At 50.2% G+C, this 24,988-nt stretch carries 25 protein-coding genes and 1 pseudogene; 13 read left to right on the forward strand and 13 right to left on the reverse strand.

Features of this window, described 5'->3' with window-relative positions:
- Positions 1-4 precede the first annotated feature (4 nt).
- Positions 5-703 (forward strand): cache domain-containing protein, encoded by a 699-nt coding sequence (locus OGX91_RS06345; RefSeq protein WP_040233766.1) that lies wholly within the window; start codon positions 5-7, stop codon positions 701-703.
- Between the two features lie 92 nt (positions 704-795).
- On the opposite strand, the gene OGX91_RS06350 is transcribed toward OGX91_RS06345, so the two are convergent.
- Positions 796-2,277 (reverse strand): APC family permease, encoded by a 1,482-nt coding sequence (locus tag OGX91_RS06350; protein WP_040233764.1) that lies wholly within the window; start codon positions 2,275-2,277, stop codon positions 796-798.
- Between the two features lie 483 nt (positions 2,278-2,760).
- Between OGX91_RS06350 and OGX91_RS06355 the strand changes: the two genes are divergently transcribed.
- Both OGX91_RS06355 and OGX91_RS06360 read left to right on the forward strand, forming a co-directional pair.
- A complete protein-coding gene (locus OGX91_RS06355) occupies positions 2,761-2,985 on the forward strand; it encodes a hypothetical protein (RefSeq protein WP_005122848.1) in 225 nt (74 codons plus the stop codon).
- Positions 2,986-3,077: 92 nt separating this feature from the next.
- Positions 3,078-3,218 (forward strand): hypothetical protein, encoded by a 141-nt coding sequence (locus OGX91_RS06360; protein ID WP_003832695.1) that lies wholly within the window; start codon positions 3,078-3,080, stop codon positions 3,216-3,218.
- Between the two features lie 445 nt (positions 3,219-3,663).
- Here OGX91_RS06360 and OGX91_RS06365 read toward each other — a convergent pair whose 3' ends face one another.
- Positions 3,664-3,843: a hypothetical protein gene (locus OGX91_RS06365; RefSeq protein ID WP_005122845.1), complete on the reverse strand. Its 180-nt coding sequence runs from the start codon at positions 3,841-3,843 to the stop codon at positions 3,664-3,666.
- Positions 3,844-4,091: 248 nt separating this feature from the next.
- Here OGX91_RS06365 and OGX91_RS06370 point away from each other — a divergent pair, with 248 nt between their 5' ends.
- The 4 genes from OGX91_RS06370 to OGX91_RS06385 are packed head-to-tail and all read left to right on the forward strand — an operon-like array spanning position 4,092 to position 7,197.
- Entirely contained in the window at positions 4,092-4,925 is an 834-nt protein-coding gene (locus OGX91_RS06370; protein WP_040233760.1) for an ABC transporter substrate-binding protein, read from the forward strand.
- Position 4,926: 1 nt separating this feature from the next.
- The gene (locus OGX91_RS06375) at positions 4,927-5,745 is read left to right on the forward strand and encodes an amino acid ABC transporter ATP-binding protein (protein ID WP_040233758.1); all 819 of its coding nucleotides are present in this window, start codon (positions 4,927-4,929) and stop codon (positions 5,743-5,745) included.
- Positions 5,745-6,530 carry an amino acid ABC transporter permease gene (locus OGX91_RS06380; RefSeq protein WP_040233756.1) on the forward strand — a complete coding sequence of 262 codons (786 nt, stop codon included), beginning with the start codon at positions 5,745-5,747 and terminating at the stop codon, positions 6,528-6,530. Before OGX91_RS06375 ends, OGX91_RS06380 begins: the two co-directional genes overlap by 1 nt.
- The gene (locus OGX91_RS06385) at positions 6,520-7,197 is read left to right on the forward strand and encodes an ABC transporter permease subunit (RefSeq protein ID WP_005122840.1); all 678 of its coding nucleotides are present in this window, start codon (positions 6,520-6,522) and stop codon (positions 7,195-7,197) included. The genes OGX91_RS06380 and OGX91_RS06385 overlap by 11 nt, the downstream gene beginning before the upstream one ends.
- Before the next feature lie 9 nt (positions 7,198-7,206).
- Here the strand turns inward: OGX91_RS06385 and ydhT are convergent, their stop codons facing one another.
- The 9 genes from ydhT to ttrS all read right to left on the reverse strand — a co-directional run bounded on the left by ydhT (position 7,207) and on the right by ttrS (position 16,159).
- A complete protein-coding gene (gene ydhT / locus OGX91_RS06390; RefSeq protein WP_061067814.1) occupies positions 7,207-8,019 on the reverse strand; it encodes a protein YdhT in 813 nt (270 codons plus the stop codon).
- 3 nt (positions 8,020-8,022) lie between these two features.
- On the reverse strand, positions 8,023-8,808 hold the full coding sequence (gene phsC, locus OGX91_RS06395; RefSeq protein ID WP_005122837.1) for a thiosulfate reductase cytochrome B subunit: 786 nt from the start codon (positions 8,806-8,808) through the stop codon (positions 8,023-8,025).
- The gene (locus OGX91_RS06400; RefSeq protein ID WP_005122836.1) at positions 8,805-9,473 is read right to left on the reverse strand and encodes a 4Fe-4S dicluster domain-containing protein; all 669 of its coding nucleotides are present in this window, start codon (positions 9,471-9,473) and stop codon (positions 8,805-8,807) included. Before OGX91_RS06400 ends, phsC begins: the two co-directional genes overlap by 4 nt.
- A gap of 64 nt (positions 9,474-9,537) precedes the next feature.
- Positions 9,538-10,206, reverse strand: coding sequence for a YdhW family putative oxidoreductase system protein (locus tag OGX91_RS06405; protein ID WP_155020996.1), 669 nt, complete (start codon positions 10,204-10,206; stop codon positions 9,538-9,540).
- Between the two features lie 9 nt (positions 10,207-10,215).
- Positions 10,216-12,318: an aldehyde ferredoxin oxidoreductase gene (locus OGX91_RS06410; RefSeq protein ID WP_005122834.1), complete on the reverse strand. Its 2,103-nt coding sequence runs from the start codon at positions 12,316-12,318 to the stop codon at positions 10,216-10,218.
- Between the two features lie 121 nt (positions 12,319-12,439).
- Positions 12,440-13,066, reverse strand: a complete 627-nt coding sequence (locus OGX91_RS06415; protein ID WP_005122832.1) for a ferredoxin-like protein — start codon at positions 13,064-13,066, stop codon at positions 12,440-12,442.
- Positions 13,067-13,564: 498 nt separating this feature from the next.
- A complete protein-coding gene (fumD, locus tag OGX91_RS06420; protein WP_040233753.1) occupies positions 13,565-13,774 on the reverse strand; it encodes a fumarate hydratase FumD in 210 nt (69 codons plus the stop codon).
- Between the two features lie 92 nt (positions 13,775-13,866).
- A complete protein-coding gene (ttrR, locus tag OGX91_RS06425) occupies positions 13,867-14,451 on the reverse strand; it encodes a tetrathionate respiration response regulator TtrR (RefSeq protein ID WP_005122830.1) in 585 nt (194 codons plus the stop codon).
- Positions 14,426-16,159: a tetrathionate respiration histidine kinase TtrS gene (gene ttrS, locus OGX91_RS06430; RefSeq protein WP_137378468.1), complete on the reverse strand. Its 1,734-nt coding sequence runs from the start codon at positions 16,157-16,159 to the stop codon at positions 14,426-14,428. Before ttrS ends, ttrR begins: the two co-directional genes overlap by 26 nt.
- Before the next feature lie 226 nt (positions 16,160-16,385).
- Between ttrS and ttrB the strand changes: the two genes are divergently transcribed.
- The 6 genes from ttrB (at position 16,386) to OGX91_RS06460 (ending at position 23,515) form a co-directional block, all read left to right on the forward strand.
- A complete protein-coding gene (ttrB, locus tag OGX91_RS06435) occupies positions 16,386-17,120 on the forward strand; it encodes a tetrathionate reductase subunit TtrB (protein WP_005122827.1) in 735 nt (244 codons plus the stop codon).
- The gene (ttrC, locus tag OGX91_RS06440; protein WP_155020995.1) at positions 17,121-18,146 is read left to right on the forward strand and encodes a tetrathionate reductase subunit TtrC; all 1,026 of its coding nucleotides are present in this window, start codon (positions 17,121-17,123) and stop codon (positions 18,144-18,146) included.
- Positions 18,139-21,210 (forward strand): tetrathionate reductase subunit TtrA, encoded by a 3,072-nt coding sequence (gene ttrA / locus OGX91_RS06445; RefSeq protein ID WP_286625751.1) that lies wholly within the window; start codon positions 18,139-18,141, stop codon positions 21,208-21,210. The genes ttrC and ttrA overlap by 8 nt, the downstream gene beginning before the upstream one ends.
- Positions 21,211-21,515: 305 nt before the next feature.
- The gene (locus OGX91_RS06450) at positions 21,516-22,094 is read left to right on the forward strand and encodes a hypothetical protein (RefSeq protein ID WP_286625752.1); all 579 of its coding nucleotides are present in this window, start codon (positions 21,516-21,518) and stop codon (positions 22,092-22,094) included.
- 11 nt (positions 22,095-22,105) lie between these two features.
- Positions 22,106-22,987 (forward strand): PAAR domain-containing protein, encoded by an 882-nt coding sequence (locus tag OGX91_RS06455; RefSeq protein ID WP_286625754.1) that lies wholly within the window; start codon positions 22,106-22,108, stop codon positions 22,985-22,987.
- A gap of 183 nt (positions 22,988-23,170) precedes the next feature.
- Complete coding sequence (locus tag OGX91_RS06460; protein WP_053065224.1) at positions 23,171-23,515, forward strand: hypothetical protein; 345 nt, start codon at positions 23,171-23,173, stop codon at positions 23,513-23,515.
- Positions 23,516-24,032: 517 nt separating this feature from the next.
- Here OGX91_RS06460 and OGX91_RS06465 read toward each other — a convergent pair.
- A pseudogene (locus tag OGX91_RS06465) lies at positions 24,033-24,141 on the reverse strand (hypothetical protein); the annotation flags it as partial.
- Between the two features lie 16 nt (positions 24,142-24,157).
- Complete coding sequence (locus tag OGX91_RS06470) at positions 24,158-24,970, reverse strand: MetQ/NlpA family ABC transporter substrate-binding protein (RefSeq protein WP_005120221.1); 813 nt, start codon at positions 24,968-24,970, stop codon at positions 24,158-24,160.
- Positions 24,971-24,988 lie beyond the last annotated feature (18 nt).

A 24,988-nucleotide genomic window follows, 5' to 3' on the forward strand; every position in this document is an offset into this window, starting at 1 on the left:
GATCATGAGCTCTTCGACATCCTTAAGCGCATTAATCCGTAAAATTGATGATATTACCGTCTCTACCGTAGAGTCTACCGTTGCGCTGGCGAGGAGCATTCACGAGGCCATTGCCGGTGTGCAAAAGGGCTCAGCCGAAGTTGTCCTCGACCCCGCTGTCAGATCAACGGTTCAGCAACACATCAAGAGCACACTGAACAACAATCACTACTGTTCGGGCGCAGGTTTCGCCAGCCATATTGAGAGTACAGCAACCAGCAAAGAATATTGGCTGCTGGAATGGTGGTATAAAAAAGATAATGGATTGAGTCAGGCACATCTGGATTTGGATCAGGCGACGCAACAGCGGCTGGATTTCAGAACCTTTGAGTGGTTTAAGCATTCGCCTCCGGCAGGTGAAGCGTACATCCATGGCCCGTATGTCGACTATATCTGTAACATCTCCTATACCCTAACCTCAGCGGTTCCGGTTTACTACCATGATCAGTTCCTCGGCGTCGCCGCCGTCGATCTGCTGGTCAGCCAGATAGAAGCCGAACTGCTCTCCTGCACTCACCCTGATTATGTCATTCTGACCAATCTGGAAAACCGGATCATCTTTTCCAGTTGGCCGCGCTTTCGCGTCGGTGAATTATTGTCACCTGCGCACAGCACGGTGGTGTATCAAAGCGACTACTTTATCCTTTATCACTACCAGAAATAGTCAATTCAAGACTGAGCGTTACCGGATAAGGATGCCAGCGTCGTATCCGGCGCGCAAAACGTGCGAAACTAAGGGCCCGAAGGCCCTTAATTTTAGTTATCCTGCCCCATATTGAGCTTCGTGGCGTAGGCAATAGCATCGTTTTCCGGTGCAGCCGAGCGGCCAAACGGTCGGGTAAGGAACATGTAGATCAATCCTGAACCTACCACAATCGCCAGGCCAAACAGTACTGTCCACCGATCGATGAAATCACTGCTGTCAGCAGGCTGTGCCAGTAACCAGATCCCACACAGACCGTAAGCCAATGCCAGCACGTTTACAATCACCCCCCAACCTCCAATCGTCCACTCTCCGGCGGGTTTCCAGCCTTTCAGGCGTTGACGCAGCGCGGCCAGTACCACCATCTGGAATGAAATATAAATGCCGATCACAGCGAATGCGGTGATACGCGATAAGTTATCTGGCTGGAAATAGACCCAGACACAAATGATAACCGGCAACACGCAGCTGACGACCATGGCATTATCCGGGACACCATTTTTAGAAATTTTGGCCATCCACTCACTGCCCGGCAGCATTCTGTCGCGGGAGAAAGAAAAGATAAGACGACTTAATGCCGCTTGCAGAGACAGAATGCACGACAGCATCGCGATAATCGCGACGACGATAAAGACCGTCGCACCGGTTTCCCCCAGCGCTTCATTGAGGATTGCCGGGATCGGATCGGCGGTTTTACCATTCACGATACTTACCAGGTTCGGTGACGCCAACAGATAGCCCATGACGGAAATAATGGCGGAGATCGCGCCAAACACGATACTTAAAACCATGGCTACCGGAATTTTTTTGCTTGGATTTTGCACCTCTTCTGCCACGTTACCGCACGCCTCAAAGCCAAAGAACATAAACAGGCCCATCAACGCGGCAGACATAAAGGCGGTGGAATAACTTCCGTCATGCGCCAGTACCCCCATCGAATCAAAGATGACGGAGAAAGGCTGTGAACGGTGGAAAATTAGCAGGTAAATACCCAGCGCAATCACGCTGACGATTTCACACCAGAAACCAATTTTGGCGACCCTCGCCAGATTCCTTGTCCCGGACATATTAACGGCCATCATCAAGAGCAGCAGCAAGACGGAGGTCACCAGCATGGTGGCGGGTGTCTGGCCATAATGAAAGAGTGATTCCACAAATGTTGATGTGTATTCCGCGATCGAGGTAATCGTCACCACCAGCGCCCACAGGTAGATCCAGGCGGCGATCCACGCATATTTCTTACCCCACAACCTTCTCGCCCAGGGATACAACCCCCCGGTGATCGGATATTGAGACGCAACCTCACCAAACACCAGGGCGACTAACAACTGCCCACACGCGACGATCAAAATCCACCACACAGCGGGGGGGCCCGCCAGCGTCACTGCCAACGCGAACAGCGAATAAACAGCGGTAAGCGGCGACAGGTAGGTAAAACCCAACGCAAAATTTGAAATAAGCCCGATCGAGCGGTTGAACTGTTCTTTGCCATCTTTTTGAAAATTATCGTTTTTCTTATCAGGTGTCTGTTCCATATTGCTTTCTCTTTTGTGGAATAGTCGCAGGGTTGAACAATTAATGTATAAAAGATATTAAGTTATATGTATAGTCATTTTGTCGCATATTTGTTAAAACAAATCGCACATCACGTTCCTGAATAAACAAGGATACGCCTCAATTTATTAACATTTAATTAACACAAAAAGGTGAATTATGAGAGGTTTTCAGGGGTGAGGGGTAAGATGGTTGATACCCTCCGGATGGGTGTTTCTGCCCAGGTACGCATCAGTGGAAACGACGATTTTTGAGTTAACGCAGGCTTTCTTCTTTTCCAGCGACTCGCGAGTTACGCGAGGGAAACATTAACAGAACGTACAGTGCCAACCCACCGTCACTCACCAGGGCAAACGCAACAATAACCAAAGACACATCATAATTTCCTGTCAGATCTTTCAACCGTCCCATGAGCGGCGGAAACACCAGGCCTGCTACGTTGGCAACTGGTTGTCACCCGTCTGATGTTTGAGCCCAACGCCGTCAACGTAACTGCCCGCGATCTGGCCGCGATTGAAGACGGGGTATGGGAAACCGAGCGTGCGGTTGAGCAGCACCTTCTGCTGCTGGAAGCAATACGCCTGCGTCAAGGCGCGACGGCCAGGGAATATATGCGCAATATTATTCTCAGCGCCGCGAACCGCCATCTGTGGGAGACGCTGCCGGAAAAATACGCTGACCTGGTATAAGAACGTGCTTAGTAGCAATAATCGCTGCTGTTCAGCAACATTTTTGCAATATAATGGAACGGTGTTAAACGCTGAACCTGAGCAGGTGAATGATGGAAATTGATCTCGATAATCTGGTCTTTGATGGACTGGAAGAAGCGCAAGAGCGTAATGCTGAACGTCTGGAAGATGCGGACAAAAAAGCGCAGGAAATTATTGCTGATAATGACTGCGGCGATGCCTGCAAAATCTAATTTCTGAACCGGCGCAATGCCGGTTTTTTTTAGTCAGCCTGTGCTTCACGCCGTATAACGCAACGCCTCAATCAACTGTGCAAAGGCTGCGGTATGTTGTCTACGGCTGGGATAGTACAGGTAATAACCGGGAAAAATTGCAACGCATGTTCCCCGAGCGTCAGATGGATATTACCCGCCACACGCTGACGAATATCAGTTAATGCCAGTAGATCCGTTGCAATGTCATCGAAACGCGGACTGATACTGTTGATAAGCCGTTCTCCGGCTTCGCTGCGGCGCGGGTAAAACTGCGTTCACGGACAACGACAATAAGATAATAGAGATCGTTAAAATTATCACGCAACCTGTTTTGATGTATGTTACCGGTCAGAATTAGGATTCAGTAGTATTACTGATTATTTTGCACACTTCATTCCAGTACACTTCGCGCGTCTGGCGAAGTTCAGCGTGTTGTTTTATCACGGAACCACTCCGGATCAATGTTGGCGATATCCACCCCATACAGGCTGGCGACAGGAAGAACAGACTCCACAACACGCTGAAGATTTCGTTCCGCACTATGTTGTGGAGTCTGTGGATGTCGATTCTTTATACGCAACCAAAGATATTTAACCCCATTCATCTTCTCCGCCTCCTCTGTCTGTTGGACACAACGTATTCCAACGCAGAATGCGTAAAAAATGAAATGCGAATTTTTGCCAACGTTGTGCACTATTTTGCATTTCGATTTTTCATTATTTTCACCCGTAATTAACACCTCTTTCACTAATATCATTTTGTATATAGATAAGAATTTTTTCTTATTTGGTCACCGCCGCAAGTTATGGGAGCGTAAAAAGCACAAACCAAAACAACAGGGATTCAAAGAAAATGATGGCAACGACGATTCACAGCACAAAAAAAACATGGCTGGCACTCAGTGTCCTGCTGGCGTCAGGCATTGCCGCGTCATACGCTCAGGCCGATCAACTGGCCGATATCAAAGCCGCAGGCGTGGTTAAAATCGCCACCTTTGACGCCAATCCACCGTTCGGCTCTATTGATGCAAAAACGCATAAAATTGTCGGCTACGACGTTGATTTCGCAGAAGCGCTGGCTAAATCACTTGGCGTTAAACTGGAACTGGTCGCCACCAATCCGGCTAACCGTATACCGTTATTGCAGTCCGGTAAGGCCGATTTAATCGTAGCGGATATCACTATTACACCTGAGCGTGCACAGGTTATCGATTTCTCCGCCCCTTACTTCGTTACCGGACAGCAATTCCTCGTTCCGGCAAAATCGCCGGATAAGCTTGATGACTACAGTAAGGCTCGTATCGGTGCGGTGAAAGGGACGACAGGTGAGCAGGCGTTGCATCAGCGTTTTCCACAATCACGTGTGCTGGCCTATGACGATATTCCGCTGGCACTAACCGCCCTGCGTAATGGTAATGTCCAGGCGATCACCCAGGACAGCACCATTCTGGCAGGGTTGTTAGGCGGTGCACCGGATAAAGCAAATTTCAAAATTTTGCCCGACCTGTTGAGCAAAGAAGAAATTGGTGTGGGAGTGAAAAAAGGTGAACCTGCGCTATTGAAAGCCGTGAACGACGAGCTGTTAAAGCTCGAGTCTACCGGTCAGGCAGCCAAAATTTATGATGTCTGGTTTGGTCCGCAAACCAAAAATCCGCAGCCCCGCGCCTTCAAAATAGAAGCGAAGTAATATGCTCACAGGCCTTTTTAATCGTCCCGCAGCTTCGGCTGCGGATTTTACGCATCTGCGCCAGGCACGTGTTGAACTGCGTAATGTCATAAAACACTATGACAATCATACCGTGCTTAACGGTGTCAGCCTGTCGGTTGAACCGGGCGAAGTCGTCACCATTCTCGGGCCTTCTGGCTCAGGAAAGTCGACGCTTATTCGCCTGATAAACCAACTGGAGTCACTGAGCGGCGGCGATATTTTTATTGATGACAAACCGATCGGTCAGCTGCGCGGCTCCGCATTGCGTCAGCTCCGCAGCCGAATTGGCTTTGTGTTCCAGCAATTCAATCTCTACACCCACCTGACGGCACAGCAGAACATCACGCTGGCGCTGGAATATGTTCACGGTTGGAAAAAAGCGGATGCTGAGCAACGGGCACTTGAACTGCTGGAACAGGTAGGATTGGCCGAGAAAGCCGATGCGTATGCCGCCCAACTTTCCGGCGGACAGCAACAACGTGTTGCTATCGCCCGCGCACTGGCCTCCTCGCCGCAAATCATCCTGTTCGATGAACCCACCTCCGCGCTGGATCCAGAAATGATCGGCGAAGTGTTGCAGGTCATGAAGAGTCTGGCTCATAGCGGTATCACCATGATTGTCGTGACCCATGAAATGCATTTCGCCAGGGAGATTGCCGATCGTGTGGTGTTTATTGATGGCGGCGATATTCTCGAAGTCGCGCCTCCTGCGGCGTTTTTCACTCGCCCTCAGCACCCCAGGACTCAACGTTTTCTGAAAAAAGTGCTCGACCCGTTACACCAGGAGTCATCGTTATAATGCATGCAATGGACTGGCAGGGGGTGCTGAGCGGGCAACCTCTGCAATGGATAATCTCCGGTTTTCTGACCACGCTTTGGGTCACGCTAGCCGGCGTGGTACTCGCCACGGTGTTTGCCATCTTTCTGCTCAGCCTGCGCCTGACAGGACAGCGCTTTGCGACCACCATGGTCAGCGTGTGGGTCTCTGTTTTTCGCAATACCCCTTTACTCGTTCAACTGATGTTCTGGTACTTCGCTGCGTGGAATCTTCTTCCTCGCGACGTGATTACCTTCATTAATGCGGAACATTCCTGGTCCATTCTGCCGGGGGATGTCTGGTGGTTAACACCGGAGTTTCTCTGCTCCGCATGGGGGCTGGGTGTATTTACCTCGGCCTTTCTGGTCGAAGAGGTAGCCTCCGGTTTGCAGGCTGTGTCTGGCGGGCAGCGCGAGGCAGCCATAGCACAGGGGTTTTCGTCATGGGCGACTTTTCGTCACATCCTGCTCCCTCAGGGGCTGGCAAATGCCTGGCAGCCGATCGTGGGGCAATATCTTAATCTGATGAAGTTGTCTTCATTGGCCAGCGGCATTGGCTTTGCCGAACTGACGTACCAGGTGCGGCAAATTGAAAGCTATAACGCCCATGCGTTGGAAGCCTTTGCCGTCGGCACGGCACTCTACCTGCTGACCGGTATTGTTCTGGGGATGTTGTTAACCCGTCTTGGCCCTGTGTCTGCAGCAGGTAAACCGTTGGCGCGTAAAACACGTATATTCCGTTTCAGGAGCCTACTGCATGATCGCTAATATTTCGGTTATTACCGACAATCTGGACTACCTCCTGTGGGGACGGATCGCAGAGGGGCAACCGGGGGGCGTTCTGCTCACGCTGTTGATGGCGATTGGCGCAGCGGCACTGGCGCTTCCCGCCGGGATCGCACTCGCCTGCTGTGCCTGGCGTTTTCCTGGGGCGATACGTAAGGGGCTGTTTATCTGGGCAGAGTTTATTCGTGGTATTCCGTTAATCTTCGTGATTTTCTGGATGTGGTATCTGTTGCCCATGCTCACAGGCAGTGATTTGCCGGGAGCCATAACCGTCACGCTGGCATTGGCCTGGTTTACCGCCGCCTCGGTGATGCATTCTGTGTACGCGGGTATCACTGCGCTGCCAGGCGGTCAGTATGATGCGGCCATCGTTCAGGGGTTTCGTCCGCTCCAGGCGCTCGGGTTAATTCTGTTGCCGCAGGTTCTGCGCAACGTACTCCCCTCGCTAACGGGGATTTTTATCGGGCTGCTCAAGGACACGTCGCTGGCGTTTATCGTCAACGTGCCTGAACTCACGACGGTTGCGGGTCAGGTTAACAGCCGGGTGCAAATTTACCCGGCTGCCATTTTTGTCTTTACCGGACTGGTCTATTACCTGCTGTGTTTTAGCCTGGAGAAGATCACTCAGCGTCGGTTCGCGTTGAAATAACAACACGGCTCAACATGCCACAAACTGATGGTCTTCGTTGAGCCGATACTTCACCCCTGCGCGAATGTTATTTTCACCCTCAATAGCCACCGCAAAGCGCATTCTCTTACCGTCGTGATAGGCAAGCGCCGCGCATCCGCCGGGGCCGAGGATTATTGAATCGACCACGCCAGTACTGGCAATAACGGTGTTTTCTCCGTTGGCCATGATCTGCACGTTGTCCGCGCAGTTGGCGATTTTCGACTCTGCGCCAAAACTGGCTATCTGGGTTAAATCACCGCTGCTGGCAATACGACTTCTGTCGCCCAGCGAACTGATGCGCACCCGCATACCCGTGCTGGCCATGCGTGTACCGCCTCCCACACTACTGACACGGGTGGAGTTTCCCGCGATGGCAATACGGCCACGCTCACCGGAACTGGCAACATGAGCGTTATAACCCACGCAGCCAATACGTGCGCTGTAACCTGCACTGGCAATCTGCGCGGCGTACCCGGCGCTGACGATTTTAATGTTATCGCCCGCGCTACCGAGACTGTCGCCATCAGCCGCGCTCGCCAATTGTTTACCGTTGTCGTCTGCCGTCTGCGGGCAGACAACACGGCCCATCGCACAGATATCCTGCTGGACAAAATTCTCTTCATCCTGCCATCTTGACCAGCCGTATTCCACGAGGCTATCTGCCCAGTCACTATACCCTTCCTGCTGGAGTGCACGGTGCACCTCCGCATAGCTGCCTCCCTCAGGAAACGCACGCAGAAACCAGCGATACATCACGGGCCCGACGCGCCAGGCCCGTAAGTCACCACGCGTAATCATCATCTCTTAATGCCGGTGATAGCCATCCACCATGCACTTAAAGGTTTCGCCCGGTGTGCGTCCTGTAGTGCAGAGATAAAGATGTCCAAAAATGAAAAACACGCTCACGACAGCCAGCGCAAAGTGCGCCTGCAGCAACCAGTAACGTACGCCAGGGAACAGATCGCCCACAACCTGTGGGTACAAGGATAGCAACCCGGAGATCAGCAGTAGCGGCAGCAAACCGTACATCACGCCGACATACGCCGCCTGCTGTAACGGATTGAATTTCGAACGCGTTGATGCCGGGAATGGATGCGCTTCGCCCTGCATAATACCAAACAGGTAAAATCGCGTCTGCCTCTGCGCCCGGCCGATCCAGCCCTGACGCTGAATAATATAGTGATGACCGTTCCCCCCAATAAGGTTAATCAGGACAAAACCAATCCAGCAGGCAAGCAGCAAAAAGCCACAAACCTCATGCACAGTCAGCAGGCTTTTCATCACTGGGGCACTGACAGCGGTGAAATGGTTTATCAGGCCGCTGGCCAGCAGCAACAGAAATAACAGCGCATTCGACCAGTGCCACAAACGGACAGCTTTCGAGTATAAATAGACCTTCTCTCCGTGTCCTGCGGACGCTTTATTCGCTGAACGTAAGCGCAACATTGCGTGGAGTGCCAGCACCAGCCACATCCCCACCAGCATTAACCCGGCGAAAACCAACCAGACAGGCCAGTAATCCGGCGAAAACATTGGGACGTACTGCGCAAGCTGTGCGTGAAACTGTTCGGCATTCTGCGACGCGTTCATACATTATCCTTTTTAATCAAATGTTGACCGAACCGACGATACAGATGGGGCTTCCCGGCGCCTGCAAGTTGATATTCGTAGTACTTGTTTTCCCGCAACCAGGTCTGAATTTCCGGGCTGTCCTCACGGCCAAAAATCAACGCGTGTTCTGGACAAGAATTGACGCAAATTGGCGGGAAACCTTTCGCCAGACGTGATTCGGCGCAGAAGTCGCATTTATCCGCCACTTTGGTTTGTGGGTTGAGATAGCGTACCTGATACGGGCATGCGCCAATGCAGTAACTGCAGCCGATACAACGAGAGGTATCGACTCGCACAATCCCGTTTTCATCTCGCCAGGAAGCACCGGTAGGACACACCTCAATACAGGGGGCATCGTCACAATGCTGACAGGACTGACGAAAATAGTGATACAGCGTTTCGTTATCGTTATCCGTTACCGGGATATGGGCTATCGATAAACGACTCCCCTGAACAGGAACATGATTCGTTTTCCTGCACGCTCGGGCGCAAATATTACATCCGTTGCACAATGATTCGTCGTGGATCATGACATAACGAACGTTTTTATTACTCTTCGTACTCGCTAACAGGTTTTGGCCTGGGCCGGTGAAAAAAATCACCGTCCCCATGCCAATGACAAATTTTCGTCGGGTGAAGGACATCGGGTTATCCTCTAATGCTGTGACAGTGATCGTCCACACGTTCCATGACATCAACCTGAAAAATTCAGGGGTTCTGATACTGCTCAACCTCAAGCCATTCGCACAGGCCATACGCTTTGCCGTAACTCATAAAGCGCTCGCTAAACAGATAAGGTTCCGCATTCGACGATTCCACAGCACGTATGTCTGCATAATCAGGATGCGTTTCCATTGCCGTGAGCGCCGCCGTAACCTGCTCAGGTTCAAAGTGGTATGGCGGCTGCGCCAGCATGGCGACCTTATAGGGGCGAGGATACGTTTGGCAGTCAAAACGTACCGCTTCTGCAATGGCATGGCAGATATCATTTTCCACCACCTGCACACACATCCCGGCATAGTTTGCCGTCATGGTTTGCGTCGAGTAGAAGTAGGTATCCTCTGAGCCCTGGATACAGATAATATCTGCGTCGGATGCGTGCTGGCACATCGTGTCCAGCAGCGTCGCCAGGTCACTTTCAGGAACCGAATAAGGTGGCAACAGAAACACGCTGCGTGCCACCAGTTGACCTGAAGCAGAATGCTGGCGGATAAAATCCGCCACTATCGACTCCGGGGTGGTGGGTTCCTGAATTAATGACGAACTCCGGTGTGCGGCAGGCTGGCGTAACGCGTGCAGCCACTGTCTCTTTTGGCTATCCACGTCGTCACCATGCACATCCTCTGCAGCGGCCAGGTCGTTACTCACGTACGTCATCTGCGTTCCTTACGCCGGCAACAGATTGTGTGCAGCCAGGTCGGCTGCCACATCCTCAAGGCCGAGGCGGTGAAGGGTGTCGCGAGTTGGGCAGCCCAACGCCGGGTCCCAGCCCATTTCCTGATAGAACATCGTAAGCGACTGACGCATATCTTCCCGGTCCATCTTGTCGGTCCCTTCGGTAAAGACCGGGATCTTCGGATCTTTATCGAACACCCAGGAGCAGATCAGGTCGTGCTCATTACGCATATCCATGGTTTGCATCAACTTGACTGTATAAGCACGATGCAGGGTAAAAATGCGCTCCGCGGCCAAATCCAGACTCGCCTGAGTTGTTTCATCCCCCGTTACGGCCTGGAAGAATTTCGCTTCCAGATCGAGGTCTCCGCGATAGTTTCGGCTCTTCAGTGGCGAAACTGTCATTGGCCAGACCCAGTTACACAGCGTAACCGCATTGTGCAGGCAGACTTTCAGCAGCGTCCATTTGGCGTATTTGATTTTGGCGGCATTAATCGGGGTGTAGTTTTTGGTTTCATCGTATGCATCCTGTGAACCAAACAGTTCGCCCGCCACTTCACGCTGTAGCGCCAGCGGTAAACCGGAGCCGATAAAGTTGATATGGGTATGCGCCATACAGTCGCGGTTGAACATACAGTTGGTGATCGCCCCCACCTGCGCCGAGGCTTCGTTCGCATGGTGAACAGGGAAACCAAACGGCGACCACAGTTTGTTCTTCGCGTAACCCCAGTACTCTTCGCCCAGATCCCAGCGCTCAGCAATGGCATACGAGCCATCCGCAAGGTGGCTAAGTTCGCCTACGCGATGCGCCAGTCGATAGTAGAAATCTTTGATAAAGTTCGGATCGCCTGCCTCCAGTTGATCCCAACGGATCTCTGCATACTCCTCTGCTGGCAGCACACGCTTAAAAACACCTTTCGAATAGCAGTAAGTAAAGTCACGGTGCAACTGCCCGTAGTTACACCAGATGCCATAATCGTCAAACAGGTTCAGGCCAACCAGGTTTCCTACGACGCGCCCATCGTCTTTATCGTCAAAATCTTTCGGCCCATTCGGGAAAATAGTGGTATGTACAAAGTTCGCCACGCAGGTATTTCCGCCGGTACTCGGCACACCAAAGTCTTTCACACGGGGAACATTGAGTTGCGACATACAGCGAATTGGACATGAATGGCAGCCACTCATTTTGACGGTGTACTTCTCAGCGGCCGGGCCGAGATCAAATACGGATTTATAGGTACGAAAACCGACAGTATTCTGGTTTCCCGGTGGAATTTCCCCCGTTTCGATTGGCCCACCTTCCGCAGCGCCCCAGAACAACCCTTTGCGAGCCGTCCAGCGCGAATTAGGTGAAGAGTATTCAGCCCAGGCCTGCGGCGTGCTCGGCACAACATGGTTATTGTTGGCGCCGATAAGTTCGGTCATCATGTAGTCATTAAGCCGCTTCATCTCTTTGCGATCGGCGATATTGACCCCCTGGGTCCCTTCTACCGCAATGGCCTTCAGGTTTTTCGACCCCATGACTGCGCCAGTACCGGCCCCGCCACTGTGGTTACGGCTGTTAATCATGCAGGAAAGCGGAACAAGATTTTCACCCGCCTGACCAATGGCCGCAACGCAGGTTTCCGGGCTGGTGATACGGCAAATTTCTTCTGTGGTTGCGCGCGTACCCTTACCCCATATGAAGTCCGCTTTTTCGATGCTGACCTTATCGTCTTTGATGTTGATCCAAACCGGAGAAGGTGATTTCCCTTCGATAATAATGGCGTCGTAACCCGCGAATTTCATTTGTGCGGCAAAGAAACCGCCCATATGGGCATCGACCACTAAATTGCCTTTGGTAAATGTCGATAATGAGGTGATATTGACACGAGAACTGCAGGGTGCGCCTGAACCGGTTAGCGGCCCGGTCGCGAAAACCAGTTTATTTCCTTCATCAAAAGGTTTAGTGCCTGGCTGAACTTCGTCGTACATAATTTTATAGCCAAAGCCCATCCCACCGACAAATTTCTTAAATTTACTGGAATCTTCAACGGTGATATTACCCGTGGTGAGATTGACCCGTAAAATATTACCTGTCCAACCATTAGCCATCATGTTTTCCTTTGCAAGAAGGTCCGATAGATATACTCGCCACCTTTCAGGCAGTTCTTTTATTCAAAAACTGCGATTTTTCTGGCAATAAATGACGCGTATCAGGCAGCCCTGCTATCCATCAAACAGTAATATCTTTCCACTCAATAATTTTTAATGCCCCAGTCGGACAAGCATTAGCGCATTCCCCGCATAAAACACATTTTGAGGATTTCTTCGTTACGGTATTAACGGTCGCCATCATCCATGGGCAGGCCGTGGTACAGGCACTGCAGCCAATACAGCGTTTATGATCTACGGCAATGCAACCGTCTTCCTGTTTCCAGGTAATTGCGCCAATCGGGCAGACTTTCATGCACTGGGGATCTTTACACTGACGGCAGGTATCTGCTGTATAGTTTAAATCGCCGTACAACCCGCCACCGGACCCGACTCCATCATCGCCAAAGAAGTAGTTACGATGAATTTTGATGCGGGAAAAAAAGGTGCCAACAGCGCCATCGTTATAATTAGTACAGGAAATTTCACAGCGGTGGCAGCCAGTACAGCGGGCTCGTTGAGTCACCAGCACCCCTTTCGGCGTATTGATAAGTCCGACGGTGCCGCTATCGATATCTTCCTGCTTACAACCCAAAAGGGATAGCAGAGCTGGGGCAATCGTTAATCCTGCCAGACCCTTCCCTGATATACGCAGAAACTCAAGCCGCGTTAAACCACAATCTAAAAATGGACGATCAACCTGGTTCATTTATTTCGCATCCTCTTCGCAAACGCTGTAGTAGCAACAGATCCAGGCTAATTTTAATGAATGCAGATCAGGTCAAATCGGCCATAAATGTTGCCAACAACACGTGAATTTTTGCCCTAACCTGATCGCACAGATGACGGTGGTTAAACTGAATCAATCCATACCCTAAACTCGGGTATAATCCTTTAGGGTTAGGTGAATAAATAATGTGGTTATTCCCCCCCTGTAACCTTGATCGTTATCAATTAAAAATCGGAAGGAAAATAATTAATGTTGAGTGATATTTATTATCATTAAGCGAGATTGAAATAACATTTCATATGCATGAAAATATTTGGGAGTGCAATCACAAATATTGTGTTATATACCAATCGATATGCAATAAAATATATAACGGAATTTGTAATTTTAGTGACCGAACTAAATTATATTTATTGGAAGATAACGAAGATTAAAATAAGAGGACGGCAGAATAATTCTACCGCCCTCTTTTATGGATTAACCGGCCAATGCTTTAATCACCGTCTCCATGGCCTGTTTTTCTAACTCACTGCGCTTCACACGCTGATTGGCGAGGGTTGTTCTCAGTACGCCAGCAATGACGATATGCTTAGGCTCTTGCCCCAGATCGCGCATTTCCAGCACTACTTTACCGACTACTCTGCACATCTCGCGGTACAGCTCGTCGTCTTTGGTCTGATTTCCCATATTCACCCGCTCGTCATTAACTCAAACCCACAGCATATATCACTCTGGCGAATTAGACAAAATCCAATGAAAATCAAATAAATGTCACAATTTTACTGGATCCGCTGAAGTCGATTTACCAGCTCGGCGAGGCTTCCGGCCCGCATTTTTTCCATCACCCGCGCCCGATGCACTTCAACCGTGCGAACGGCAATATTCATGGCATCGGCGATTTCCCGATTTATCAATCCCTTTGCAACCAGATTCGCCAGCTCTCGCTCCTTCGGTGTAAGTTGCTGATAACAAGCAACAATTTCCTGTCGCGAAAAAGCCGCTGCCGAGGCCTGCACAGCATTTTCCAGCGCAGCCTGTAGCGGCGCGGCTGAAACCGGCTTCTGTAAGAAATCTACGGCTCCGCGCTTCATTTGTTCAACCGCCATGGGCACATCACCATGCCCGGTAAGGAATACCACCGCCAGGGTGCTCTCGCGCTGACGCATTGCTTCATGCACGGCATGTCCATCCAGTACCGGCATGCGCATATCCAGCAGCAATACGCCGACCTGGTGCAGATCGGCCTGAGCCAAAAACGTTTCGCCCTGCTCCCAGCAACGTACCTCATACCCCATACTTTCCAGTAAAAATGCACAGGCCTGAGTAACCGCTACATCGTCATCCAACAGATGAATTATTGCCACGACGTCCTCCTTCCTGTATTTGCTTAAAATGTAATGTCACCACTACGCCCGCCAGACCGTCAGGTGCTGGGTGATTTTTGATGCTAATGTCGCCATTTGCATAGCGAACCAGTCGCTGACAAATGGCCAGCCCGAGTCCCATACCTTCCTTGCGGGTGGTCATAAAGGGCTGGAATGCCTGATATAACTGCGCATCGTCGATCCCTCCGGCGTTATCCTGCACCAGAATGCGCACACCATGCTCCTCACTGCACGCTGAGAACCACACCGTTTTCGCCCCGGCCTGGGCCGCGTTTAGTACCAGATTAGCCAGAACCTGCTCCAGCAAAACGGTCGGCAGCGTAACCGTAAACGAATTGTCGACCTGCGTTTGTAACGCTACCGTCGGGAATTGCTGTGCCATGCGTAATAACTGCCAGACATGATGGATCGCATCATGAACGTTAATGGGCTCCCAGTCGTCGGTCATCACCGGATTTCCCTGCGCCTGACTGACCCACTGACGTAAATTGCGTAGCGTATCGGCCCCCCGCTGCGCCTGCACGTCAATCTGTTCAAGGGCGGGTAACAACGGATGCTGCTGATCCTGGCCGCGCAGACGAATCAGACTGCCCTGGGCATAATGGCGGATAGCCGAAAGCGGTTGGTTGAGTTCATGAGCGAATCCGGACGTCATTTCCCCCAGCACACTCATTTGACGCGCGGTTTCCAGCGCCTGTTCCTGTTTGCGCAACAGCACATTATTACGCTCAAGCAGTCTTCCGCGCCGGCGGACCAACAGCATGACCCAGATGTAATTGAGCGTCAGCAACAACAGGACGATACCCGCCGCCCCCATGGCCAGACGATGTTGAATAAACCAGCTTTTGACATCCAGCCACAGTTGGCGCTGCTGTGGGTGCTGACGGACATCACGCAGCAAGGCTTCTACTTCGCGGGTCGAGGCCGGCGCGCCCCAACGAAAGACGGCGTTTTGTGGCGCATTAAACAGTACCCGCGTGACACGATCGGCCAGTTCATCACTGACCGCGGGCAAGGCAGCAAACGACCAGTCAGGATAGAGCGGCGTGCTGGTTACGCAAGGAATTGACGTTGGATAGGTTATCACAGCCCTAAAGTCCGCTTTGCGGATTAGCCCTTCTTCATCCATTTTTTCCAGCAGACACACGGGCACAATCACCGCTTGAACCGCTTTTTCACGTAATAAATACAGCAAGGCATCGGCAGGAAAACCGGTAAACGTCAGACGTAAATCACGCTCAGGGCGCAAGCCAGCATCACTGAGTGCTTTGTATCCCAGCAAATACCCGCCAAATGCCTGGGCATCAATGGCACCTACCGTTTTACCAATCAGATCGTGTGCATTCCCAATCCCGCTGTCGCGCCTGACGAGGACAGCACTGCCAATCACGTTGCTGGTTGCCTTTCCACCACGTGTGGAGCGTAATGACGCCAGCCAGCGAAGCGCGGCATGGCTGTTTAGCTGCACGAATTGTGCAGGATTGGTGACCACAAACTGGACGGTTCCACGGTTAACCGCCTCCTGCATCTGCTGCAGATCCAGCGGTTGAATATGAAACTGTTCACCCGGAATTTGCTGATTTAACAGGGTTTCCAGCGGTTGCCAGTGGGTACGTGTAGAGACCTCTCCACGCATCGCCAAAACACCCACATTCCACGAATCTGCCCACGCCACGCTGCTGAGCATCCACACGGAGGCCAATACCGTCAGGCATCGAACGATGTTACATCCCACTGAATTATCCCTGTCAATTATGTTGTTTTAGATCAACAACTAGCCGGGTATGTGGTTAACCACAATAGAGTACTCCCCGTCACGATTTTTACACTGTAAATCATCGAGGTTCTTTATTCATCACACGCAATCAACGGCGTGACCAATGTTTCGTTGTTGCATCGTGACGGGAGAAAATATGGACAGCAGTAAACGGCAGTTTCTCCAGCAACTTGGCGTCCTGACCGCTGGCGCATCACTGGTTCCCCTGGCACAGGCCCAGTTTCCCTTTTCGCCTGAGCGGCATGAAGGATCACCTCAGCATCGCTACGGCATGCTGGTCGATCTGCGTCGGTGTATCGGCTGCCAGGCCTGCACCGTGAGTTGCGCGATTGAAAACCAGACGCCGCAAGGTGAGTTTCGTACCAACGTTAATCAATATCAGGTGCAACTTGAAGGCCAGCAAAGCGTCACCAACGTCCTGCTGCCGCGCCTGTGCAACCATTGTGATAATCCCCCCTGCGTCCCCGTTTGCCCGGTACAGGCCACCTTCCAACGCGAAGATGGCATTGTGGTTGTCGACAACACGCGCTGTGTTGGCTGTGCCTACTGTGTGCAGGCCTGCCCATACGACGCACGGTTTATCAACCATGAAACGCAAACCGCCGATAAATGCACTTTTTGCGTTCATCGACTGGAAGCGGGCCTGCTCCCGGCCTGCGTGGAGTCGTGCGTTGGCGGCGCACGCATCATCGGCGATATAAAGGATCCACACAGCCGGATTTCTCAAATGCTGCAGCAACATCATGACGCCATCAAGGTCCTGAAACCGGAAAGTGGCACCTCGCCGCACGTGTTCTATCTGGGCCTGGATGAGGCCTTTGTGACACCATTAATGGGGCGTGCCCAGCCCGCGCTCTGGCAGGAGGTTTAAATGAACCCTACCCTGATTATCGAAGAGGTTCTGACGCATCCCCAGGACGTAAGCTGGTTACCCTGGGCTGTGCAATATTTCTTTTTTATCGGCATTGCCGCCTGCGCCGCACTGTTTGCCTGCGTGCTTCACTGGCGCAAACAAGAGGCGCCGGAACTGGAAAACCTGACGCTGTTAATCGCCCTGACCTGCGCGATTACCGCACCGCTGGCGCTAACCGCTGATTTACACCAGACGGCACGCGTCTGGCATTTCTATGCCTTTCCGACGCCATGGTCATGGATGCCGTGGGGGGCGCTATTTTTACCGCTGTTCACCGGGTTTTTAGGGCTGTGGTTTATAGCACAGCAGATTAAGCGATTAACCGCAAAAAGTTACAGCGTCACTAAATGGTTGGCCGTGGGAAGTGCGCTATCGGCGATTGGACTGTTGGTCTATACCGGTCGCGAGGTCTCGATTGTCGAGGCGCGTCCGATCTGGTTCAGCTACGCCTTCCCGGTAGCGATGTTCCTCAGTGCCCTGCAAACCTTCCTTGCTCTGCTTATCGCCACGGTGAAAACCGCAGGGATAACATTACCGCGCAAACTGGCATGGGGACAGATAGTCACGCTGTGCGCGCTGGCTATCGTGGTGGTGGTATGGACAAGTGGCAACACGCTATCGGGGTCAGCAATTCGCCAGTGGCTGGATGTGGCGGCTTCCGCGCGGCATTACGCCAACGGCTGGATTGCACTTTGGGTTATCTCACTGGGTCTTTGCGCTCTGGCGTTACGCCATCCGTTATCACTGCCATTACGTATTTCGCTGGCAATAAGTGCAATGGCATTGTGCTGGCTGATGCGCTGGACATTACTCATTCAGGTACAGACCGTACCGAAATTTAACGCCCAGTTTAACCCCTATACCCTGCCCGGTGGCACAGATGGCTGGCTGGCTATTCTTGGCACTTTTGGCCTGTGGGTCGCACTGATCATTATGGTTCGTGAAGCCTTGAACGCGATCGCAAGGAGAATGCAACATGGCTAATTTAACTCGTCGTCAGTGGCTTAAAGTCGGTCTAGCCGTCGGGGGCATGGTGACCTTCGGCCTGAGTTATCGGGACGTGGCAAAGCGTGCGATTGATGGTTTGCTTGACGGAACATCAGGAAAAATAACCCGCGACCGTATCTTTGGTAATGCACTCATCCCCGAAGCACATGCCCAAACGCGCTGGCAACAGAACCCGCAGCAGGTTATCTCCATGACGCAGTGCTTCGGCTGCTGGACGCAATGTGGCGTGCGTGTCCGTGTTGATAACGAACAAGGCAAAGTGTTGCGTATTGCGGGCAACCCGTACCATCCGCTATCTCACGAACACCACATTGACTCCTCTGTTCCCTTTGCCGCCGCGATGGAACAACTGGCGGGCGAAACCGGCCTTGATGCCCGCTCCACTGCCTGCGCCCGTGGCGCCACCTTACTTGAAGGCCTGTACAGCCCGCTGCGCATTCTGGAGCCGATGAAACGCGTGGGTAAACGTGGGGAAGGCAAATGGCAGCGCATCAGCTTTGAGCAACTGATCAAAGAAGTGGTGGAAGGCGGCGATCTGTTTGGCGAAGGGCACGTTGACGGTCTGCGGGCGATCCACGATCCCGATACGCCGATTGATGCCCGACACCCTGGTTTCGGCCCAAAATCCAATCAGCTACTGGTCACCAATACCAGTGATGAAGGACGTGATACATTTTTGCGTCGCTTTGCCCTAAACAGTTTCGGCAGCAAAAACTTCGGTGCCCATGGCGCATACTGTGGTCTGGCCTATCGTGCCGGATCTGGCGCATTGATGGGCGATCTGGATAAAAATACCCATGTAAAACCCGACTGGGATAATGTCGAATTTGCGTTGTTTATGGGGACGTCTCCAGCACAATCCGGCAACCCGTTTAAACGCCAGGCTCGCCAGCTCGCCAGCGCCCGTTTACGTGATGACTTCCGCTATGTTGTGGTTGCACCAGCCCTACCGCTAACGACAGTGCTTGCCGACGATCGTGGACACTGGCAGCCCGTACGCCCAGGGACGGACTCCGCACTGGCGATGGGGATGATCCGCTGGATAATTGAAAAGCAGCGCTATAACGCTGATTACCTGGCTATTCCTGACGTACAGGCCATGAAGCAGGCCGGGGAAAAAAGCTGGACCAACGCCACCCATCTGGTCATTACCGATGAAATTCCAACGCTCGCCGGTCAGCATTTAACGCTGGCGCATTTACGCGCAGACGCCGCCAACGAACCAACAGTCATTAACGAAGCCGGAGAGATCGTCGCCGCCAGCAGTTGCCAACGTGCCCAACTGTTCATCTCCCGTGAAGTCACGCTGGCCGGGGGGCAAACGGTCACGGTAAAAAGTGGCTTCCAGTGTCTTAAAGAATCCGCTGAGAAACTGTCAATGGCGCAATACAGCCAGCAGTGTGGTGTTTCTGAGGCAGACATTGGCGCGCTGGCCGATGCTTTCACCCGTCACGGACGAAAAGCAGCAGTGATCACCCATGGCGGGATGATGGCGGGTAACGGTTTTTATAATGCCTGGTCGGTAATGATGCTCAATGCGTTGATCGGGAACCTGAGCCTCGAAGGCGGCGTGTTCGTCGGCGGCGGTAAGTTCAACGGCGCAACTGACGGCCCGCGCTACAATATGGACAGTTTTGCCGGGAGGGTGAAACCTAAAGGTCTGAGCATCGCCCGCAGCAAGACAGCCTATGAGTCTTCCGAAGAGTACCGCAACAAAGTCGCCGCCGGGCAGTCGCCCTTCCCGGCCAAAGCGCCCTGGTATCCGTTTGTCGCAGGCCAGCTTACCGAATTACTGGTTTCAGCACTGGAAGGTTACCCTTATCCGCTGAAAGCCTGGATCTCCAATATGACCAACCCGTTCTACGGCATTGCAGGGTTGCGCGGCGTAGCGGAAGAGAAACTCAAAGATCCTGCGCGTCTACCGCTGTTTATCGCGATTGACGCCTTTATGAACGAAACCACGGCGCTCGCTGATTACATCGTGCCGGATACCCATAACTTCGAAAGCTGGGGATTCAGTGCGCCATGGGCGGGTGTCGCCAGCAAAGCCACCACCGCGCGTTGGCCGGTCGTCAGAGCCGCAACCAGCAATACCGCAGACGGTCAACCGGCCTCGATGGAGGCTTTCTGCATCGCGGTGGCAAAACGCATTGGCCTCCCCGGCTTTGGTGACAATGCCATTACCGACCCGCAGGGCAATCAGTATCCGCTCAACCGCGCCGAAGATTATTATCTGCGGCTGGCCGCCAACATTGCCTTTATGGGTAAAGCGCCAGTTGCAGAGGCGCGGGAAGATGATATCGCGCTGACTGGGGTGCAACGAATCTTGCCGGTGATCGCCCAAACGCTGAAAGCAGATGAAATCAGTCGGGTGGCGTTTATCTATTCCCGCGGCGGGCGTTTTGCGCCGGATAACAGCGGGCGGGTCGATAACCGTGTCGGCAATGTGTGGGAAAAGCCGCTACAAATCTGGAATGCGAACGTCGCCGCGCACCGCCATGCGATTACCGGCGAGCGTTACAGCGGCTGCCCAGCCTGGTATCCTTCGCGCCTGTCTGATGGACGTGCGGTCGAGGAGTTGTTCCCGGAACAAGAGTGGCCGCTGAAACTGATTTCCTTTAAATCCAATACCATGTCCAGTGCGTCGGCCGTGATCCCGCGCCTGCATCATCTGAAGCCGGTTAATCTGGTGGCGCTCAATCCGCAGGACGGCAAGCGGTATGGTTTAGCACACGGCGATATCGTGCATATCACCACACCTGGCGGTCAGGTTGAAGCGCAAATCAGCTTACTGCATGGCGTGATGCCTGGGGTAATCGCGATTGAGCATGGCTATGGACATAAAGAGATGGGCGCTGCGCAGCATACGCTCGACGGTGAGCCGATGCCGTTTGATAAAAAGATAACGTCGGGAATCAATATCAACGATCTGGGCTTTGCGGATCCGACACGAAAGGTTGCTAACACCTGGCTGGATTGGGTTTCAGGAGCCGCTGTGCGTCAGGGGTTGCCAGCGAGAATTGAGCGTATAAATCGTTAATCATGTTAATAAAAGCATCGGAAAAAAATTATAACGCATTCATAAATAAAATTTAATTAAATTAATTATTGAAAGCCTGAATTATTCAAAAAAAGATTCAGGCTTTTTTATGTTTTATGCTACAGGAATCACATAATTGATATAAAAATTAGTTTTTCATTGTTCTTTTAACCGATGAGTAAGTTTCTGAAATGTATTTCTATCAAAGCAATAGAGAAGTTTGTCAGTACATAAGCGAGCATGAATTATGGGTTTTAGGTCGGATCACTGGAATACATAATAAGACTACACATAAGAATGAAAAGATGTTAGAGCCGTTATGGCGAAAATACGATAAGAATATTGAAGGCATTTCTATATTTTATTCAAAAATGGACGCGGCATTTTATTCAAAATATTTAGCACAGAGGTTTAATGAAAAATGGGATGTATATCCATTAGATGATTTCAATATTAAAGAAATGATGATGAATAATCAGCAGATTAAAAAAACCGACGATTATTATTTGTTATTACATGCCGGATTGTGGGCTAATAAAGAGCATGAAATTATTAGTTCAAATTATCATTTAGCTCAAGTAACAATCCCAGCCAAATATAACCCTGGAATTATAACTGAGGATAGCGAACATCCAATATTACAAATTCCTCAAAAGATAACAGATGAGTTTTGTAAAATATGGAGAAAAAGATTTCCTGATTTCATAAATCATACTAAATCACTGTGTAGTTATGATATTGATTATTTGAAAGAACAAAGTTTAATTGCATACAATAGAATAAAACTAAAGGAGTCCAGTAGAATAGATGATTGTGTTTATATGGCAACCTGGGAAAACTCATGGATTTTTTGTAACCCAGAGAATTTAAATTTAATAAAATAAGGAGTACGCAAATGGGACGCGCATATTTTTTAATCGTTGGCGATAAAACAACGTGTGGAGGAACTATTGTTACTGGTTGTGCAAATCATATTATTAATGGGCAACCAACCGCTTGTGAAGGTGATCACTATATATGTGGCTCAGATAAACAACTTTACCAAATAGTGGGGGGACAACCTGGTTACTTTATTCATGGCAGAAGTGCTGCCGGAACTGCGCATAGTGTTGGAACATGCTTGTGTAGATGTCGATTTATTAACTCGTATATTTATGCGTCATACGATTACGAAAGCAAAATTGTCTCCGCTCCTCAACCAGTAACCAGAGTAGCGTCTGTAGCGCCACAGAACGCACCACCCCCGCTAACTATGAGACCGGGGCCATCCTGTCCAGTAGAAGAAGATGAAGATGAAGATGAACCGTCACGCGAACCTGTAGATGCTGGATTTTGCGTATTACCTTACGGGGCCACACCATCATCATATGAACCTTATATTTTTATTAATCCGCCAGAGGGAACGCGCGAACTATATAAAAAATTAAATCCAGACATGAAGAAAAAACCGGGTTCAATTTTAATTATTGCAGATCCAGAAAAACAGGATGCAGATCAAATCAAACATATCGAGAAAGCCAGAGATAAAATTGATAATGCGCTGGAACCATTAACATTAGATGAAGCAAGGTTTTTGTATCAAAACAGACATGCAATAGACATGTTTACTTCATATGGTTCTGACTATGGTGGTATTCTTAGTGATATGTCAGAAAAATATTTTGGTGAAATTGAAAGTACGTTAAAGCAAATTCAGGATGCATATAAAAATCAATATGCAATGCGTGGTATGTTAATTGGCGAGCAATTTTTTGTAGAACGTAGGCAATTATTCTAAAAGCTGGATGGGATATTTTTAAAAATATTTAGAGAGCATATTGGTCTTGCTCAGTATGATGATATAAAAAAAGCACTGAGATTGTCGTCATCGTCTATTATTCATAAATGGAATCAGACCGGGGTTGACGATATTGAAGGTTACGCAACTTATATAGAAAAATCAGCAAAAATGGTAAAGTTGATGAAAACATTCAATAAAGTTGGTATTGTCTTGTCAGCATTGAATGGTGCTAATTCTATTTATGATGCCTGTACAATTGGTAGAGATTGTGAAAAAACGGCTTACACTGAAATTGGTAAATTTACTGGTGGGTTAGCTGCTCCGGTAGCATTTAACTTTGCCATTAAACGAACATCGACAGCCGTCTGTTCAATTGTACTGGCTGCTATAAGTGCTACAGAGGGAGGCGTGGGAGCTTTAGCTTGCCAAATTGTTGTACCAGCAATAACATCATTTGGAGTTGGTAAGGCTGGCGAAGAAGGAGGGACATTTATAGGTGAATCAATATATAACACTACTAATTAATACCCAATCAGAAGCAATTAATTAGCTTCCTCTGCCATGGTTAAATAATAAGGAAGTATATGACTAACAATGGATTAATCATATTAATTTTAACTGGAATAGTTGTTTTCAGTATCATAATCATGTATATATTAATGTTTATTGGCAATAAGAATTTTTATGTAATATGTGGTTTATATAAGAAAGAATTTGGCGAATTGCCATTTAACACCATACTATTTTATAAATCATCACCATTTTTTTTAACTGGTTATAATATAAAAACGAATTTTATCACAAGCCCCTTGATACTCAATAAAAAGGCCTTAGATAGTTCCAACCCTTGCGATGTGAAGTTTATAAAATCATTACCGAAAAAATTAACAAGAATTTATGTGATAACTCATTATTTTAATATATCCGTAGCAATTTCATTTATTACATTGGTGATAATGGCATACTTGAATAAATAAAGGGATTCCATCAGAGTCCCTTTATAGTTTTTATTTCAATGCCCCATATATCTGATCAACTATCCAGCCATATGGTTAACCGGATCGATAGACATCAGCGTTCCGGTCCATCTGGTATGAACTGGTCAACACACCAATCGTTGACATCATCAATGTGTTACCGTTCATACGCCACTCAGCAAAAAGCGGATCAGTTATTAACCGGGATCACCGCGCCTTTATATTTGGTGCGGATCCAGTCCTGGATCTCTTTGGAGTGCAGCACATCAACCAGCGCCACGATATCCTTTTTCTTCTCGTCACCGCGATGCACGGTAATGATGTTGGCATACGGGTTGTTTTCACCGCTTTCAACGGCAATCGGATCTTTCACCGGATCCAGCCCGGCGTCGATGGCGTAGTTAGCGTTAATCACCACCGCATCCCCTTCTTCATTGTTATACATCTGCGGTAACAGCGCCGCTTCCACGTTAGGCAGGAACTTCAGCTTTTTCGGGTTCTCAACAATGTCGCTAATGCGCGCGGTCACTTTATCTACGCCCGGCTTCAGTTTGATCACGCCCTCTTTTTCGAAAATCGACAGAATACGGCCTTCCTCAGATACCGCATCGCGCATGATGACCTTGCCACCTTCCGGCAAATCTTTAAGCGATTTCACTTTTTTCGAATAAATACCAATCGGCTCAATGTGGATCGCCCCAGCGCTGACGAAATCATACGTTTTATCGCCAGCATGATCTTTAATCACGCTGTTCAGGTACGGAATATGCTGGAAGTAGTTAGCGTCAATCTCACGGCCAGCCAGCGCGGTGTTCGGCAGAATGTAATCCTGGAAAGGTTTGATCTCCAGATCAATCCCCTGCTTCGCCAGTATTGGCTTAGCCTGCTCGAGGATCTCCGCATGCGGCACGTTGGACGCGCCAACGGTCAGCGTATCTGCCCACGAGGCAAAGCTCAGGGCGCTTAAGGTTGCTGCGGCAAGTAACGTCAGTGATTTTTTCATGATAATGGTTTCCGTATT

The organism is Citrobacter sp. Cpa228 (genome assembly GCF_030333085.1).
Lineage (GTDB): Bacteria > Pseudomonadota > Gammaproteobacteria > Enterobacterales > Enterobacteriaceae > Citrobacter > Citrobacter pasteurii.

What these genes read in the sequence shown, in the direction of transcription:
- OGX91_RS06455 (WP_286625754.1), top strand. Translation starts at nt 22,106, where the DNA reads ATGGGACGCGCATATTTTTTAATCGTTGGCGATAAAACAACGTGTGGA.
- OGX91_RS06360 (WP_003832695.1), top strand. Translation starts at nt 3,078, where the DNA reads ATGGAAATTGATCTCGATAATCTGGTCTTTGATGGACTGGAAGAAGCG.
- OGX91_RS06365 (WP_005122845.1), bottom strand. Translation starts at nt 3,843, where the DNA reads ATGAATGGGGTTAAATATCTTTGGTTGCGTATAAAGAATCGACATCCA.
- ttrB (WP_005122827.1), top strand. Translation starts at nt 16,386, where the DNA reads ATGGACAGCAGTAAACGGCAGTTTCTCCAGCAACTTGGCGTCCTGACC.
- OGX91_RS06410 (WP_005122834.1), bottom strand. Translation starts at nt 12,318, where the DNA reads ATGGCTAATGGTTGGACAGGTAATATTTTACGGGTCAATCTCACCACG.
- OGX91_RS06415 (WP_005122832.1), bottom strand. Translation starts at nt 13,066, where the DNA reads ATGAACCAGGTTGATCGTCCATTTTTAGATTGTGGTTTAACGCGGCTT.
- OGX91_RS06370 (WP_040233760.1), top strand. Translation starts at nt 4,092, where the DNA reads ATGATGGCAACGACGATTCACAGCACAAAAAAAACATGGCTGGCACTC.
- OGX91_RS06400 (WP_005122836.1), bottom strand. Translation starts at nt 9,473, where the DNA reads ATGTCCTTCACCCGACGAAAATTTGTCATTGGCATGGGGACGGTGATT.
- OGX91_RS06385 (WP_005122840.1), top strand. Translation starts at nt 6,520, where the DNA reads ATGATCGCTAATATTTCGGTTATTACCGACAATCTGGACTACCTCCTG.
- OGX91_RS06405 (WP_155020996.1), bottom strand. Translation starts at nt 10,206, where the DNA reads ATGACGTACGTGAGTAACGACCTGGCCGCTGCAGAGGATGTGCATGGT.
- OGX91_RS06350 (WP_040233764.1), bottom strand. Translation starts at nt 2,277, where the DNA reads ATGGAACAGACACCTGATAAGAAAAACGATAATTTTCAAAAAGATGGC.
- OGX91_RS06355 (WP_005122848.1), top strand. Translation starts at nt 2,761, where the DNA reads ATGTTTGAGCCCAACGCCGTCAACGTAACTGCCCGCGATCTGGCCGCG.
- OGX91_RS06345 (WP_040233766.1), top strand. Translation starts at nt 5, where the DNA reads ATGAGCTCTTCGACATCCTTAAGCGCATTAATCCGTAAAATTGATGAT.
- ydhT (WP_061067814.1), bottom strand. Translation starts at nt 8,019, where the DNA reads ATGATGATTACGCGTGGTGACTTACGGGCCTGGCGCGTCGGGCCCGTG.
- fumD (WP_040233753.1), bottom strand. Translation starts at nt 13,774, where the DNA reads ATGGGAAATCAGACCAAAGACGACGAGCTGTACCGCGAGATGTGCAGA.
- OGX91_RS06450 (WP_286625752.1), top strand. Translation starts at nt 21,516, where the DNA reads ATGTTAGAGCCGTTATGGCGAAAATACGATAAGAATATTGAAGGCATT.
- OGX91_RS06380 (WP_040233756.1), top strand. Translation starts at nt 5,745, where the DNA reads ATGCATGCAATGGACTGGCAGGGGGTGCTGAGCGGGCAACCTCTGCAA.
- OGX91_RS06460 (WP_053065224.1), top strand. Translation starts at nt 23,171, where the DNA reads ATGAAAACATTCAATAAAGTTGGTATTGTCTTGTCAGCATTGAATGGT.
- ttrS (WP_137378468.1), bottom strand. Translation starts at nt 16,159, where the DNA reads ATGCTCAGCAGCGTGGCGTGGGCAGATTCGTGGAATGTGGGTGTTTTG.
- ttrA (WP_286625751.1), top strand. Translation starts at nt 18,139, where the DNA reads ATGGCTAATTTAACTCGTCGTCAGTGGCTTAAAGTCGGTCTAGCCGTC.
- OGX91_RS06375 (WP_040233758.1), top strand. Translation starts at nt 4,927, where the DNA reads ATGCTCACAGGCCTTTTTAATCGTCCCGCAGCTTCGGCTGCGGATTTT.
- OGX91_RS06470 (WP_005120221.1), bottom strand. Translation starts at nt 24,970, where the DNA reads ATGAAAAAATCACTGACGTTACTTGCCGCAGCAACCTTAAGCGCCCTG.
- ttrC (WP_155020995.1), top strand. Translation starts at nt 17,121, where the DNA reads ATGAACCCTACCCTGATTATCGAAGAGGTTCTGACGCATCCCCAGGAC.
- phsC (WP_005122837.1), bottom strand. Translation starts at nt 8,808, where the DNA reads ATGAACGCGTCGCAGAATGCCGAACAGTTTCACGCACAGCTTGCGCAG.